Annotated in this window: 15 protein-coding genes; 13 read left to right on the top strand and 2 right to left on the bottom strand. The window is 31.3% G+C overall.

The genetic code is table 11. The annotated features are described in order from the left end of the window. Nucleotides 1–22: 22 nt before the first annotated feature. The 4 genes from OIU80_RS05400 (at nt 23) to OIU80_RS05385 (ending at nt 5,710) form a co-directional block, all read left to right on the top strand. Nucleotides 23–955, top strand: coding sequence for a PorP/SprF family type IX secretion system membrane protein (locus tag OIU80_RS05400; protein ID WP_264286029.1), 933 nt, complete (start codon nt 23–25; stop codon nt 953–955). 11 nt (nt 956–966) lie between these two features. Beyond that, nucleotides 967–2,901, top strand: a complete 1,935-nt coding sequence (locus OIU80_RS05395) for an OmpA family protein (RefSeq protein WP_264286028.1) — start codon at nt 967–969, stop codon at nt 2,899–2,901. 126 nt (nt 2,902–3,027) lie between these two features. Then, the gene (gene ligA / locus OIU80_RS05390) at nt 3,028–5,031 is read left to right on the top strand and encodes an NAD-dependent DNA ligase LigA (RefSeq protein ID WP_264286027.1); all 2,004 of its coding nucleotides are present in this window, start codon (nt 3,028–3,030) and stop codon (nt 5,029–5,031) included. Beyond that, complete coding sequence (locus OIU80_RS05385) at nt 5,021–5,710, top strand: hypothetical protein (RefSeq protein WP_264286026.1); 690 nt, start codon at nt 5,021–5,023, stop codon at nt 5,708–5,710. Before ligA ends, OIU80_RS05385 begins: the two co-directional genes overlap by 11 nt. Here the strand turns inward: OIU80_RS05385 and OIU80_RS05380 are convergent. Both OIU80_RS05380 and OIU80_RS05375 read right to left on the bottom strand, forming a co-directional pair. After that, nucleotides 5,700–6,611, bottom strand: a complete 912-nt coding sequence (locus OIU80_RS05380; RefSeq protein ID WP_264286025.1) for a bifunctional metallophosphatase/5'-nucleotidase — start codon at nt 6,609–6,611, stop codon at nt 5,700–5,702. The two genes, OIU80_RS05385 and OIU80_RS05380, sit on opposite strands and share 11 nt — an antisense overlap. A 65-nt stretch (nt 6,612–6,676) precedes the next feature. Further along, entirely contained in the window at nt 6,677–7,456 is a 780-nt protein-coding gene (locus tag OIU80_RS05375) for a 5'-nucleotidase C-terminal domain-containing protein (protein ID WP_264286024.1), read from the bottom strand. Nucleotides 7,457–7,503: 47 nt separating this feature from the next. On the opposite strand from OIU80_RS05375, the gene OIU80_RS05370 reads away from it, so the two are divergent. The 9 genes from OIU80_RS05370 to OIU80_RS05330 all read left to right on the top strand — a co-directional run bounded on the left by OIU80_RS05370 (nt 7,504) and on the right by OIU80_RS05330 (nt 16,399). After that, nucleotides 7,504–8,028: a DUF6913 domain-containing protein gene (locus tag OIU80_RS05370; RefSeq protein ID WP_264286023.1), complete on the top strand. Its 525-nt coding sequence runs from the start codon at nt 7,504–7,506 to the stop codon at nt 8,026–8,028. Between the two features lies 1 nt (nt 8,029). After that, nucleotides 8,030–8,911, top strand: coding sequence for a 4-hydroxy-tetrahydrodipicolinate synthase (gene dapA, locus OIU80_RS05365; RefSeq protein WP_264286022.1), 882 nt, complete (start codon nt 8,030–8,032; stop codon nt 8,909–8,911). A 136-nt stretch (nt 8,912–9,047) separates the two neighbouring features. After that, nucleotides 9,048–9,842: an outer membrane protein assembly factor BamD gene (locus OIU80_RS05360; RefSeq protein WP_264286021.1), complete on the top strand. Its 795-nt coding sequence runs from the start codon at nt 9,048–9,050 to the stop codon at nt 9,840–9,842. Between the two features lie 9 nt (nt 9,843–9,851). After that, on the top strand, nt 9,852–10,169 hold the full coding sequence (locus tag OIU80_RS05355) for a DNA-directed RNA polymerase subunit omega (protein ID WP_264286020.1): 318 nt from the start codon (nt 9,852–9,854) through the stop codon (nt 10,167–10,169). Between the two features lie 9 nt (nt 10,170–10,178). Then, nucleotides 10,179–11,390, top strand: coding sequence for a bifunctional phosphopantothenoylcysteine decarboxylase/phosphopantothenate--cysteine ligase CoaBC (gene coaBC, locus OIU80_RS05350; RefSeq protein ID WP_264286019.1), 1,212 nt, complete (start codon nt 10,179–10,181; stop codon nt 11,388–11,390). Further along, a complete protein-coding gene (porD, locus tag OIU80_RS05345; protein ID WP_264286018.1) occupies nt 11,383–12,267 on the top strand; it encodes a type IX secretion system protein PorD in 885 nt (294 codons plus the stop codon). Before coaBC ends, porD begins: the two co-directional genes overlap by 8 nt. A 54-nt stretch (nt 12,268–12,321) precedes the next feature. Continuing rightward, nucleotides 12,322–13,974 carry a DNA repair protein RecN gene (gene recN / locus OIU80_RS05340; RefSeq protein ID WP_264286017.1) on the top strand — a complete coding sequence of 551 codons (1,653 nt, stop codon included), beginning with the start codon at nt 12,322–12,324 and terminating at the stop codon, nt 13,972–13,974. Nucleotides 13,975–14,081: 107 nt separating this feature from the next. Then, entirely contained in the window at nt 14,082–15,272 is a 1,191-nt protein-coding gene (gene fabV / locus OIU80_RS05335) for an enoyl-ACP reductase FabV (RefSeq protein WP_264286016.1), read from the top strand. Nucleotides 15,273–15,400: 128 nt separating this feature from the next. Then, complete coding sequence (locus tag OIU80_RS05330) at nt 15,401–16,399, top strand: glycosyltransferase (RefSeq protein ID WP_264286015.1); 999 nt, start codon at nt 15,401–15,403, stop codon at nt 16,397–16,399.

Here is a 16,399-nt window from a genome sequence, read left to right as displayed (position 1 = left end):
TAACTGACTAAATAGTTATAATATGAAACTAAGTGTAAAAATTATAGAGGCTTATCTTTTAATATTTTTCGGATTTGCATCATTCCTTGCAAATGCACAACAAGATCCGCAATATACGCAGTATATGTACAACACAATGGTTATTAATCCCGCTTATGCAGGATCGACAGGCTATCTAGAAGCAGTATTGTTGCACCGATCCCAATGGGTTGGAATAGATGGTGCGCCGCAAACACAATCACTCTCTGTGCAAGCACCATTGAGAAATGAAAAAATAGGATTAGGTTTAAGTGTAGTTAATGATAAGTTAGGGCCATCAAACGAGCTATATTTAGATGGTAATTTTTCATATTCTTTGGCTTTGGGCTATGAAAAAAGACTTGCATTTGGATTAAGAGCAGGAATGCGAATGATGAATATAGATTGGTCAAAAGGCCGATATTATGATCCAAATGATGCACTGTTAAATACTAATATAAATAATGAGGTTAAGCCATCAATAGGAGCAGGGGTATATTATTATACAGACAGATGGTATGTAGGAGCATCAGTACCTAGTTTTATAAGAAGTGATTATTATAATGATATACAAGAATCGATAGATTATGACAGATTGCATTATTTTTTTATGGGAGGTTATGTATTTGATTTAAGTCCAAGCCTGAAATTCAAACCAGCAGTATTAGCAAAAGTAGTAAGTGGAGCACCAATTTCAGTAGATCTCTCAGCAAATTTTATGCTTCAGGAAAAAGTAGTATTGGGAGCCTCTTATCGTTTTGATGATTCAGTTAGTGCATTGGCAGGATTTCAAATATCACCAAGCTTTTATATCGGATATTCATATGACTATACAGTAACCAAATTGAATAAATACAATGATGGCTCTCATGAATTCATATTACGATATCAATTTCATAAAGACCCAAGAAAAATTAAATCTCCTAGATTCTTTTAAATATCTGACTTATGAAAAAATACTATATACTTAGTTTGCTATTTAGCTTCGTATCTGTTTTAGCGCAAACAAATTTAAAAAAAGCAGATGCCTTATTTAAAAACTATTCCTATGTAGATGCAGCAAAAGCATATGAAGAATGTTTAGAAAAAATAAAGAAGCCATCAGTTCAGACTTTAAAAAATGCAGCCGATTCATACTATTTCATTTCAGATAATCGAAATGCTTTAAAATGGTATCAAAAACTATATGAAATACAAGGAGATAATTTACCCGACATTTATTATCTAAGGTATATTCAGTCTATGAAGGGAGTAATGGATTACGATAATGCCGATAAAGTAACCAAAGAATACTTAAATAAAAAAGGAGATCAGAAAGAGATAGATAGATATATTTATCAAAAAAAATTACTAGATAGTTTATCAAAAGCTAAATCACTTTATACTATATCAAATAGTAATATCAATACGAATAAGTCTGATTTTGGGGCTACTTTTTATAATGATAAGGTAGTATTTACATCAGCAAGGGATACAACTAATTTTGATAAAAAACTATACAATTGGAACAAACAGCCATTCTTGAGTTTATATGTCGCTGAAAGAAATGCTGCTGATGGTAATTTATTTAATGAAACAATTTTTATACCAAATGTAATGTCTAAATACCATGAAGCTACGGTGGCATTTAGTTCGGATTGGAAAACAATGTATTATACAACAAACATACTAAAGAAGAATAAATTGGTTATAGATGAATCTAAAACCAATAATTTTCAAATTATAAAAGGAACAATAGAAGATAATAAATTGGTTAAAACCGAAAAAGTATTCTTTGATAGTGATAAGTATTCAGTAGGACATCCATGTTTAAGTGAAGATGGAAAAATGCTGTTTTTTGCTTCGGATATGCCAGGAGGTTATGGAGAAACCGATTTGTATGTAGTACGAATTGCTGATGATGGAACGATGAGCTCACCACAAAATCTGGGGCCTACTATTAATACAATTGGTAATGATGTTTTTCCTTTTTATAGAAATGGAGTTCTTTACTTTTCTTCAGATGGGCATTATGGATTAGGAGATTTAGATATATATGAGAGTAAACTATCAGAAGGATTGAATTTTTCGGTTCCTAGAAATTTAGGAGCACCAATAAATAGCAATAAAGATGATTTCTCATTTATAATCGATTCAAAAGATAATTATGGTTATATATCATCAAATCGTGCACAAGGAAAAGGAGATGATGATATTTATTACTTTACCAAAGGAAAACCAATCTGTAATCAACTTGTTTCTGGTAAAGCAATAAATACCAAAACGAAGAAAGGTTTAAATGATGTATTTATAATAGCTTATGATGTTTACGATGCTGTAATTTCCGAAACAAGAACCGATGCCGATGGGAATTATAAAGTAGAAGTTCCATGTAATAAGAGGGTAAAAATAACAGCTAATAAACCTAACTATAGTGGAGACGAAAAATATATCGAAACAACAAAAGATAACAATGCCGAAATAAAAGATGTGAACTTTTATCTTAGCAATTATGATGATTTAGTTGTGAAAAAAGATGGTGTTGAAAAAGTCGATATTAATCCTATTTTCTTCGATTATGATAAATCAAATATTAATCCTCAAGCAGCAGCTGAATTGGATAAAGTTGTATTTGTGATGCAAAAATTTCCTAAGATTAAAATTAAAATAGAATCACATACCGATTCCAGAGGTAAAGATGCTTATAATATGAAGCTTTCAGATGCCAGAGCTAAATCTACCCAAACTTATATTCTTTCTAAAGGTATTGAACCTTCAAGAATTGCAAGTGCAATTGGATATGGAGAAAGCCGATTGGTTAATAAATGTAGCAATGGTGTAAAATGTACTGAAGAAGAGCATCTTGCTAACAGACGATCAGATTTTATTGTAATAGAAAAATAATGTTCAAAAAACTTTATGAAAACCATTCTTAAAAGAGTGGTTTTTTTGTTTTTAATTATACTTTTGAATGTCTATTTTAGACAAACTTTTCTAGGATAATAAAAGACAATCGAATTATAATAAAATATGAATATTCAGGATTCCATACAAGCTTTAAGAGATGAATTAAACGTACATAATTACAATTATTATGTGCTTGATAATGCTACAATATCAGATTATGAATTTGATTTGAAATTAAAGCAGCTTCAAGAATTAGAAGATCAGCATCCAGAATTTTTTGATGAGAATTCGCCAACACAGCGAGTTGGAGGTACAATAACCAAAAATTTTCAGACAGTAGCTCATGAATATCGTATGTATTCATTAGATAACTCTTATTCAAAAGAAGATTTAGTCGATTGGGAAACCAGAGTTCAAAAAGTATTAGGAAATGTTGATTTGCAATATACCTGCGAATTAAAATATGATGGAGCTTCGATAAGTATTACTTATGAAGATGGAAAATTAAAACGCGCAGTTACCCGAGGAGATGGATTTCAAGGAGATGACGTAACAAATAACATCAAAACAATAAAATCGATTCCATTACAATTAAAAGGAAATTATCCACCTGTTTTTGCAATCCGAGGAGAAATAATTTTGCCATTTGCAGGATTCGAAAAAATGAATCAGGATTTAATCGAAATAGGAGAAACACCTTATTCGAATCCAAGAAATACAGCCTCGGGAAGTTTAAAATTACAAGATAGTGCAGAGGTTGCTAAAAGGCCATTAGAGTGTTTGCTTTATTTTGTGACAGGAAATAATTTACCTTTTTCCTCACAGTTTGAAGGATTAGAACTAGCGAGAAAATGGGGGTTTAAAGTACCAGTTGAAGCAAAATTGGCTAATAATTTACAAGAAGTATTCGACTTTATAGATTATTGGGATGAGCATCGTCATGAATTACCATATGAAACTGATGGAGTAGTAATAAAAGTAAATAGTATTCAACACCAGGAAGAGTTAGGATATACAGCAAAATCGCCGCGTTGGGCAATTGCATATAAATTCAAATCAGAACAGGTTTCGACCAAATTAAACTCGATTTCGTATCAAGTAGGAAGAACAGGAGCAATTACTCCAGTAGCAAACCTAGAGCCAGTACAATTGGCAGGAACAATCGTAAAACGAGCATCTTTGCATAATGCCGATCAAATAGAGAAATTAGATATTAGAATAAATGATACTGTTTTTGTAGAAAAAGGAGGAGAAATCATTCCGAAAATCATCGCTGTCGATTTAACGCAACGTCCAGCAGATGCAGAACCGACAAAATATATTACACATTGTCCAGAATGTAATACCGAATTAGTTAGATCAGAAGGAGAAGCAAATCATTACTGCCCTAATTTTTACGGATGTCCACCACAGATTATAGGTAGAATCCAGCATTATATTTCAAGAAAAGCAATGGATATTGAAGGACTTGGAGGAGAAACCGTAGCATTACTTTTTAATAATGGTTTAGTTCATAATTACGCCGACTTGTATGAGTTAACCGTAGAACAAATTTTGCCTTTAGAGCGAATGGCTCAGAAATCGGCAGAAAATCTAGTAAAAGGAGTAGAGAATTCTAAAAAAATCCCATTCGAGAGTGTTTTATTTGCACTCGGAATTCGATTTGTAGGAGAAACAGTAGCCAAAAAATTAGCCAAACATTACAAAAATATTGATGCATTGAGCCAGGCTACTTTAATGGATTTGGTTTTAGTAGATGAAATAGGAGAGCGTATAGCAAAGAGCGTGATAGAATTTTTTGAAAATGAAGAGAATAAAAAAATTATTGAGCGCTTAAAAGGTTATGGAGTTCAATTTGAGATAGTAGAAAAAATAAACCCTAATGCAACTACCAAATTTGAAGGAAAGACTTTTGTCGTTTCAGGAGTATTTTCTAAATTCTCAAGAGATGATATCAAAAAAACGATTGAAGACAATGGAGGGAAAGTAGGAAGTTCAATTTCTGCTAAAACTGATTTTGTTGTTGCCGGTGAAAATATGGGGCCAGCTAAATTAGAAAAAGCAAATAAATTAAATATCCCTATAATTTCAGAAGATGATTTTATAACAAAATTAAATGAAAGCTAATACACCGTCATTAATTCTTTACTTCTTAGCATTAATATTTGCTATTATCTTTGATTTCTTAAAGGAAGATTTTATAGGTATGTATGCAAAGGCAATCGTGGTACCTTCAATATTTATATATTATCTTATCACTACCAATTATAAGATAAATATAATTCAAGGATTTATTTTTGCATTTTGTTTTACAGGAGAAGTTTTTAATTTAATGGAGGTAGAAGCTACAGAGTTAGGTTCGCTTTTTTGCTTTTTATTAGTTTACTTGTTATTGTTAAGACTAATAATGGATGATTATCGAAAAATAAAATTAAGAAAAAACGACTATTTGCCAGTTGCAATAGTCGTTTTATTTATTGTATATCTGTTAGTGTCCGTTCTCGGGTTACAATACGAGAAAGTAGGCGAAAATCATTTTATTTATACCATTTACGGTATTGTATTGAGTGTGTTAGGTTGTATCTCATTCATTAGCTATATAACTAAAGGTACTTATCTAACTCTTTTGCTAACACTAATGACAACTTGCTTTATCTTCTCAGATATCTTTTTTATATTTAATCAATCTTTTGATCATTCAATAGTATTGGTGCTAATTCGAGATGTAACTCAAATGTTAGCTTACTATTTTATGGTAAAATATTTTATTCAAAAAAGAATTGAAAACATTAGAGTTAGACAATAATTGATTTTCCTTGTGAAGTTTTAGTCTTATTGTTGTCAAGATAAAAGTCTATTCTACCCACATTAATTCCGTAACATCCAACTTGATTAACTAAAACATCCTGTCCAGCTTTATTTTTTACAATAGTAGGTTTGTCAAGAAAAGTATGAGTATGCCCGCCAATTATTAAATCGATATCTTGAGTTAGTTCAGCTAATTTTAAATCACAAATTTTAGTAGCGTCATCACGGTATTTATAACCTAAATGTGATAAACAAATTACTAAATCACATTTCTGCTCTTTTTTAAGAATTCGAACCATATCATCTGCAGTTTCTACAGGGTCGTTATAAACAGTTTCTTTGTACATTAGTTTGTCTACCAATCCATCAAGCTGAATTCCAAGCCCAAAAACACCAATTTTAATACCATCTTTGTTGAAAATTTTATACGGTTTAACAAGACCGTCCATAGCGGTGTTTTTAAAATCGTAGTTAGAAGAGATAAACTCAAATGTAGCATGAGGCATTTGCGCATATAGTCCATCTACACCGTTATCAAAATCATGATTACCAATTGTAGAAGCATCATATTTCATCATGCTCATCAATTTAAATTCCAATTCTCCACCATAATAGTTAAAGTAAGGAGTTCCTTGAAAAATGTCCCCAGCGTCTAATAAAAGAACATTAGGGTTTTCTTTACGAATTGTATCAATTAAAGCAGCACGTCTTGAAACTCCACCCATATTTGCATTGCGGGGATCATCGGCAGGAAAAGGGTCAATATGGCTGTGAACATCATTGGTGTGTAATATAGTTATGTGTTTAACATCGGGAGATGTAAAGCTACTCATAGATAAACCCAAACTCAATAATGCTGTACTAGCAGCAGTTTTTTCAATAAAATCTCTTCTTTTCATTTTAATTTATTTTGCGGTAAAACGCTTGAACCCAAAGTTCTTCAATATTTTTTTAATAGTTTATTTTATTCTTGTTTAACTCGGATATCCTTAGGTACCGGAATTGTAGGAACAGATTTAAAATAATCAATAAGAATGTCTCGTAATTTATAATTTAAATCATATTTCTGAACGCTCTTTTTAAAGAAGTTCATGCTATCACCACCATTCGCTAAATAATCATTTGTGGCAACATAATAAATTTTATCTTTTTCGATAGGTTTCCCTTGAATTAAAATATTTATTGGAGTATTGTTTTTTGTGATAGTAAAAGACATTCCAGAAAGAGGATGAGGTTTTTTCTCAGCAATGAAATAATTAGCCAATTCTATAATTTGTTCCCCTTTTAAAGCCATAACAACAAGACTATTTTCAAAAGGCATAATTTCAAAAGCAGTTCTGGCAGTAACATTACCTTTAGGAAGTATTGCTCTTATGCCGCCGTGGTTAAGAAAGCAAATATCAATATCTTTTTTCTCTCTGGCTTTAAAAATTAAGTTTCCTCTTTGTAAGCATGCATCAGCCATTAAACAGCCAATAGTTGTTTGCAATTTTCCAGTGCTTTTGTCTAGTGTTTCAGGACAATAAGAAAGAACACTATCTAAATCCTTATTGATATGCTCTCTATAAGGTTTTATGAAATTCTCTATTTCAGGAGTTTGTTTCTCAGTACTTGTAATAGGAATTAGTTTTCCTTCAATTTTAGAAACTTGATACGTTTGTTTGCTACAAGAAACTCCAAAAAAAAGTGTTAAGAATATAACAAAAAGTTTCAAAAATCCGTTATACTTTTTTAGTTTTACCATCTTAAATGCGACTTAAATAATTAATTTTGTAATCTAGTAAAAGTACTATGTTTTTAAATTATATAAAGGTTTTTTTTGTAAAAAAATCATTAAATAAAAATCTTGATAATGTAAAAAAGAGTGCATTTACTACCGATATACAAACGGTTGGTTTACTTATAGATGGAAATGATTTTTCAAAAAAAGAAGCTTTGCTGACTGAATTGGTATCAAAAGGAATTGTTGAAAAGAATATTAAGATTGTTGTTTATAAAGACAAATTCGATAAAAAAGAGGCGTATACTTGTCCAACTTTTGGGATTAATCATCTTAATTGGCGCGGAGAGATTACCGAAAAATTTTTGAAAGACTTTATAAAGGAAGAATTCGATTTATTAATAAGTTATTATGATATCGAAAAACCAATGTTGATGCTCATAACACAAAATTCGAAAGCCAAGTTTAAAGTAGGTTTTGCAACAATCGATAAAAGATTAAATCGATTGATGATTAATACCAACGTTCGAGAATATAAAGTTTTCGTGAATGAATTATTTAAATATTTAAAAAACATTAAACCAAATACAATCTAATATGCAATCATTAATAGGAACAGGCGTTGCACTAGTGACTCCTTTTAAAGAAGATTTTTCAATTGATACAGAAGCATTACAAAGAATAGTTAATTTTTCTGTAGATGGAGGAGTTGAATATCTTGTAGTTATGGGTACAACTGCAGAAAATGCAACATTAACTCAAAACGAGAAGGAACTTGTTATTTCTACAATTGTTAATGCAAATAAAGGAAGATTACCTTTAGTATTAGGAGTAGGAGGGAATAATACAATGGAAGTTGTAGAAGAATTAAAAGCTAGAGATTTATCAGCTTTTGAAGCGATATTATCAGTGTCGCCTTATTATAATAGACCTACGCAAGAAGGAATTTATCAGCATTTTAAAGCAATAGCCGAAGCATCTCCAATACCAGTTATTTTATATAATGTTCCGGGAAGAACATCAAGTAATATGTTGCCATCAACAGTAGTACGTTTGGCAAATGATTTTAAAAATGTAGTTGCTATAAAAGAAGCTGCAGGTGATTTGGTACAAGCAATGCAATTGCTTAAAAATAAACCAAGTGATTTTCTCGTTATATCAGGAGATGATATGATTGCATTGCCGATGATTTTAGCAGGAGGTTCAGGGGTAATATCAGTTATTGGACAGGGTTTTCCAAAAGAATTTTCCGAAATGATTCGTTTAGGATTGAATAGAAAAGTAAATGAAGCATTCAAAACACAGTACTTTTTATCAGATTGTATTGATATGATTTTTGAGCAAGGTAACCCAGCAGGAATAAAACAAGTATTCAAATCACTTGGTATTGCTGAGAATGTTGTGAGATTACCGCTTGTAGCAGCCGATGAGTCACTTGCAAATCGTATTGATGAATTTGTTAAAAAAAGCATTAAATAAAAATAAAAAAGAAGGTATTTTATTATACTAAAAAATATTTTGTAGAAGCTAAATTAATAACTAAATTTGCCACCGAAACTTCGGTGTGGTTTTACTTGGATATAAGCATCCTGGGAATCATAATAAAAGTAAAAAAATGAAAAAAATAATATCTGTATTGTTTGTCGTTGTTCTTTTTTGTTCATGTAGTGATTATCAAAAAGCACTAAAAAAGGAAGATGTAGCAGCAAAATTCGAAGTGGCAACAAAAATGTATGAAGCTGGAAAGTACACTAAAGCAATTCGATTGTTTGAACAACTAGCAACATCATATAGAGGGAAACCTCAAGCAGAGAAATTGTTTTATATGTTTTCACAATCATATTATAAAACAAAACAGTATTATTTAGCAGGATATCAATTTGAAAGTTTCGCATCAGGATACCCGAGAAGTGAAAAAGTAGAAGAAGCAGCTTTTTTAGGAGCTAAAAGTTATTCGATGTTATCACCAGTGTATAGTCTCGATCAAACAGATACTAATAAAGCGATAGATAAGTTACAGGCTTTTATAGATAATTATCCAAATTCAGAGTATTTAGCAGAAGCAAATGCAAGTCTTAAAGTTCTGACTAATAAATTGGAGAAAAAAGCATATGAAAATGCAAAAGGATATAATACTATTTCAGATTTTAAATCAGCAATAGTAGCATTCGATAATTTTATTGGAGATTATCCTGGAACAGAATTCAAAGAAGATGCATTGTATTATAAATTTGATTCAGCATATCAGTTGGCAATAAACAGTATTTCTGCAAAAATGGAAGACCGTTTAAAAGTAGCTAAAACTGCATATTCGAATTTAATGAAATATAAAAGTGATACTCATTACAAGGTGAAAGCTGATGAGATGAATGAGAGAGTTGAGAAAGAGTTACAAAATTTTACTAAATAAAATAAAGTCATGGATTTAAAAAAGACGAATGCTCCAGTAAATACAATTACCTACAATAAAACTATTATTGAAGAGCCTACAGGTAATGTGTATGAAGCGATAACTATTATGGCAAAAAGAGCAAATCAAATTAATTCTGAAATTAAAAAGGAATTGACTGAAAAGTTAGAAGAATTTGCTACTTATAATGATAGTCTTGAAGAAGTTTTCGAAAACAAAGAACAAATTGAAGTTTCTAAATTTTACGAAAAATTGCCTAAACCACACGCTTTAGCAGTTCAAGAATGGTTAGATGGTAAAACATACCACAGAAATTCAAATAAATAATATAGTACCATGTCAGTTTTAAACGGTAAGAAAATTTTACTAGGAGTTTCTGGTGGAATTGCAGCCTATAAAACAGCATCATTAGTACGACTTTTTATAAAAGCAGGTGCCGAGATTCAAGTAATCATGACACCTGCTTCTAAGGATTTTGTAACGCCACTTACGTTATCAACCCTGTCTAAAAATCCTGTGCATTCCACTTTCTTTAATCAGGAAGATGAGAATGAAAAATGGAACAATCACGTCGAATTAGGGCTTTGGGCCGATTTGATGATAATTGCACCAGCTACCGCAAATACAATGTCAAAAATGGCAAATGGTACTTGCGATAATCTATTGATAGCAGTTTATTTATCGGCTAAATGTCCAGTTTATTTTGCACCAGCAATGGATTTGGATATGTATATTCATCCTTCTACTTTAGCGAGTTTTTCGTTGTTGAAGCAGTTTGGAAATACGATAATTCCTGCCGAGAGCGGGGAATTAGCCAGTGGTTTATCAGGAGAAGGTCGTATGGCAGAACCAGAAAATATAATTGCTTTTTTAGAAGCTGATTTAGAAAGTAAATTGCCGCTTAAAGGTAAAAAGTTTTTAATTACAGCTGGTCCAACTCATGAAGCAATAGATCCAGTTCGTTTTATTGGAAATCATTCCTCAGGTAAAATGGGATTTGATATTGCATCAGAAGCAGCAAACTTAGGTGCTTCGGTTGTGCTTGTTGCAGGGCCTACAAATTGTAAAGTAACAAACACGTCAGTAAAAGTAATTTCGGTAACATCAGCACAAGAAATGTATGATGCATGTCATGAGTATTACTCAGATGTAGATGTAGCAATTGCTGCAGCAGCTGTTGCAGATTATAAGCCAAAAACAGTAGCAGCTCAAAAAATAAAAAAAGCTTCAGAAGATTTTACTATAGAGCTGGAAAAAACAAAAGATATCTTATTGTCATTAGGTAAAATAAAGAAAAATCAGTTTTTAATTGGTTTTGCTTTAGAAACTGAAAATGAAATTGAGAATGCAAAGCTGAAAATTCAGAAAAAAAACTTAGATTTGATAGTTCTAAATTCTTTACAGGATGAAGGAGCAGGTTTTGGAGGAAAAACAAATAAAGTAACTTTTATTGATAAGTTTTTTGCCATTGAACCAATGGAATTAAAATCCAAAGAAGCAGTTGCAACTGATATTTTAAATAAGGTGATAAAGCATTTTCATGAATAAAATACTTACTTTTTTGTTGTTTTTATCTTTTGGCCTCATGCAGGCACAACAGTTAAATTGTACTGTAACTGTAAATTCGCAGATGCTTCCTAATGCAAACCAACAAGTTTTTAAAACATTACAAACAGCATTGAGCGAATTTGTAAATAATACAGATTGGACAGGGAGTACATTAAAACAAAATGAAAAAATAAACTGTTCGATGTATTTAACTATTACGTCAAATAATTCAGATCAGTTTTCAGGAACAATACAAATACAATCCTCACGATTAATTTATAATTCGACATATTCATCTCCGGTTTTCAATTTTAATGATAAGGATTTAAATTTTAGATATACCGAATTTGAAAATTTATTGTACAATCCAAATGTTTTCGAATCAAATCTTGTTTCTATAATGACATTTTATAGTTATATGATTTTAGGAATGGATGCAGATACTTTTATGCCAGCATTAGGAACTCCATTTTTTGAAACTGCTCAAAATATAGCCAATGTTGCTCAACAAGGAGGATTTAAAGGATGGAGCCAGACAGATGGAGTACAAAATCGTTATTTCTTGATTAATGATATGGTCGCGCCAACATATAATGATTTAAGACAGTGTGTTTACGGGTATCATACAGGTTTAGATGTAATGAATCAGGATTTAAAATTGGCAAAGGAAAAAATTAAAACTTCGTTATTGCTTTTAGGAAAATTAAATGCAACGAAACCCAATGCTTTTTTAACGCGAGTATTTTTTGATGCAAAATCAGATGAAATTGTGTCTATATTTACAGGAGGACCTAGTGTTTCTATAACAGATTTAGTAGAGAATTTAAATAGAGTTTCGCCAATGAACTCTACCAAATGGGGGCAGATTAAATATTAAGCATTCAGGTTAAGTCTGTTTATTTCCAAAACTTATTATTACAAAAAAAGAGATATGATTACTTCATTGTCAATAAAAAATTATGCACTGATTGAAAAATTATCAATTGATTTTTCAAAAGGATTTTCTATAATCACTGGTGAAACAGGAGCAGGGAAGTCGATAATATTGGGAGCATTAGGCTTAGTTTTAGGTAAAAGAGCCGATTTGACTTCGTTGAAAAATAAAGAAGAAAAATGCGTTATCGAAGCACATTTTAAAATTTCGAAATATAATCTAGAAACCTTTTTTGAAGCTAATGATTTAGATTACGAAGACGATACAATAATAAGACGCGAAATTTTGCCTTCGGGAAAATCACGTGCATTTATAAATGATAGCCCAGTAAACCTTCAGGAGTTGCAAGAATTGAGTTTGTATTTAATAGATATTCATTCACAGCAACAAACACAGGAGTTATCAGAAGAAAGCGTGCAGTTTCAAATTATTGATGCGATTGCAAATAATTTGAGCGTTATTACAGATTATCAGAATGTTTTAAAAGGATATAAGTCAGATAAAACAAAACTGAATGCACTGCTTAAAAAACAAAGTGAATCTACCAAAGAACAAGAGTATAATACTTTTCTTTTAAATGAATTAGTTGCGGCGCAATTAAAATCAGGTCAACAAGAAGAGCTAGAAGAAGAATTTGAAAAGCTTAACAATGTTGAGATTATCAAAGAATCATTAGATAAGTCTTTGGCTATAGCCAATGAAGAACAATTTGGAGTAATCCAAAGTTTAAATGAAATAAAAGCTTCGTTACATAAAATTGCTACTTTTTCTACAGAATACGGAGCTTTTTTTGAAAGAATAACAAGTTTGGCAATTGACTTTGATGATGTGTCGGGCGAATTGCAAAAGGCATCAGAAAAATTATTGAATGATCCCGCGCAACTTGATTTTATTAGTCAGAAATTGCAAGTTATTTATAATTTGCAAAAAAAGCATCAAGTAGCTACAGTAGATGATTTGATTGAAATTCAAACGAAATTAGAAAATTCAGTTCTTGAATTAGGTAATATCGAAGAGGAAATAGCAAAATTAACTGCTTCTATCGAGCAAAAAACAAATGAGCTGGATGCTTTTGCTAGCAAAATTCATGAAAACAGAATTGCTGCGATTCCATTATTATCAGATAAGTTAATAGCAATATTAGAAACATTAGGAATGCCAAATGTTCGTTTTAAAATTGATATTAATTATGGAGATACTTATTACCAAAATGGAAAAGACGAACTTCAGTTTTTATTCTCGGCAAATAAAGGAACTGACTTCGGTTTGCTTAAAAAAGTAGCTTCGGGAGGAGAAATGTCACGTATCATGCTTGCTGTAAAAGCAATTTTAGCGCAATATTCTAAATTACCAACATTAATTTTTGATGAAATTGATACAGGAGTTTCAGGAGAAATAGCTGTTAGAATGGGAGAGATTATGAAAGAGATGAGTCAGCAAATGCAAATTTTTGCAATAACCCATTTACCACAAATCGCAGCTAAAGGAGATTCTCATTTTAAAGTGTTTAAGTCGACTGTAGATGATGATACGCAATCAGAATTAAAACTTTTATCTCAAGAAGAACGAGTTGTAGAAATAGCTCAAATGCTGTCAGGGTCAGTAGTTTCGGATTCGGCTTTAAATCATGCTAAAGCCTTGCTGAACTAAAAAAATGAGTTATATTTGTCAATTAAATTATTCAGTCATACCAAGTGAAAATAGGTAGTTAAATACCATCATTTTATAAAATAAAAATAAAAAACAGTTCCAAAATTATGATTATAGAACCAAGAATGAGAGGATTTATTTGTTTGACATCTCACCCAAAAGGATGTGAACAAAATGTAAAAAATCAAATAGAATACATAAAATCTAAAGGGCCAATTGAAGGAGCTAAAAAAGTATTAGTAATTGGAGCTTCAACAGGTTTTGGATTGGCTTCTAGAATTACAAGTGCATTTGGATCAAATGCAGCTACAATTGGAGTATTTTTTGAAAAACCACCAGTTGAAGGAAAAACAGCTTCACCAGGATGGTATAACTCAGCGGCTTTTGAAAATGAAGCTCATAAAGCAGGTTTATATGCTAAAAGTATCAATGGTGATGCTTTCTCTAATGAGGTTAAACAACAAACAATAGACTTGATTAAAGCTGATTTAGGTCAGATTGATTTAGTAATTTATAGCTTAGCTTCCCCAGTTCGTTTGCATCCAGTTACAGGAGTATTGCATCGTTCAGTTTTAAAACCAATTGGAAGTACATTTACAAATAAAACAGTTGATTTTCATACAGGAAATGTAACAGAAGTTTCTATTGAGCCATGTACAGAAGAAGAAATTGCAAATACTATTGCAGTAATGGGTGGTGAAGATTGGTCAATGTGGATGGATGCATTGAAAAAAGAAAACCTATTAGCTTCAGGAGCTACAACGGTTGCTTATTCGTATATAGGACCATCTTTAACTGAAGCAGTTTACCGTAAAGGAACAATTGGTCGTGCTAAAGATGATTTAGAAGCTACAGCATTTGCTATCACAGATAGTTTGAAAGATCTAGGAGGAAAAGCATATGTTTCAGTAAACAAGGCATTGGTTACACAAGCGAGCTCAGCTATTCCGGTTATTCCTTTATATATCTCATTATTGTATAAGATTATGAAAGCCGAAGGACTTCATGAAGGATGTATCGAGCAAATTCAACGTTTGTTCCAAGATAGATTATATACTGGAAAACCAATTCCTACAGACGAAAAAGGAAGAATTCGTATTGATGATTGGGAAATGCGTGAAGATGTTCAGGAAAAAGTGGCTAAATTATGGTTAGAAGCAACTACAGAAACTTTACCTGCAATTGGTGATTTAGCTGGGTATAGAAACGATTTCTTAAACTTATTCGGATTTGAATTTGAAGGAGTAGATTATAAGGCAGACACAAATGAAGTAGTTGGAATAGAAAGTATAGCTTAAACCAGCAAAAAAGATATAATTATTTAAAACCATCAACTCAAAGTTGGTGGTTTTTTTATGGATATAACTTATCTTTGTTAAAATTTTACAGTTAAAATAAATACTACCTTAATACCACATACCTAATTATGGTGTTTTCTTTAATTATACCAGTGTATAATCGTCCTGACGAAGTTGATGAGCTATTAGAAAGCTTGCAGTTATCTGAATATAAAGAGCCTTTTGAAGTCGTGCTTGTAGAAGACGGCTCAACATTACGATGCGATGATATAGTTCAAAAATATCAAGGAAAATTAAATATATCCTATTATTTTAAAGAGAATTCAGGACCTGGTGATTCTAGGAATTACGGAATGCGAAAAGCATTAGGTGATTATTTTATCATTTTTGACTCGGATTGTATTATTCCTCCCAATTATTTAGTAGAAGTAAATAAGGCATTAAAAGAAGATTATGTAGATTGTTTTGGAGGACCAGATAGAGCATTAGATAGCTTTTCGGACATCCAGAAAGCAATTAATTTTGCTATGACATCATTTCTTACCACAGGAGGAATAAGAGGAGGTTCAGAAAAAATAGGGAAGTTTCAGCCACGAAGCTTTAATATGGGGTTATCTCGAAAAGGATTTGAAGCATCAAAGGGATTTGGCAATATTCACCCAGGAGAAGATCCGGATTTGTCAATACGTTTATGGAATTTAGGTTTCGAAACTAGACTTTTCTCTAATGCTTACGTATATCATAAACGAAGAATAGATTGGGATAAGTTCTCAATTCAGGTTAATAAATTTGGAAAAGCGAGACCAATACTTAATAGTTGGTATCCACAGTATAATAAACTTACTTTTTTCTTCCCAACAATTTTTATTTTGGGGCTTCTTATGGCAGTTATATTACTGATTTTTAACATTGATTTACTGTTGCAATTGTATTTTGTTTACTTTATTATGATATTTATTGTATCGACGGTTCAAAATAAGAATTTGAAAATTGGTTATTTATCAGTTATTGCGGTTTGGAAACAGTTTTATGGTTATGGAATTGGCTTTTTAGAATCATTTATTAAGGTAATTATTTTAAAGAAAAAACCTCAAGAAGCTTTTCCGGGATTATTTTTTAAGATTTAA

The organism is Flavobacterium frigoritolerans, assembly GCF_025847275.1.
GTDB lineage: Bacteria > Bacteroidota > Bacteroidia > Flavobacteriales > Flavobacteriaceae > Flavobacterium > Flavobacterium frigoritolerans.
The sequence above is the reverse complement of the archived record's forward strand: the minus strand, read 5'-3'. Positions and strand labels throughout refer to the sequence as shown.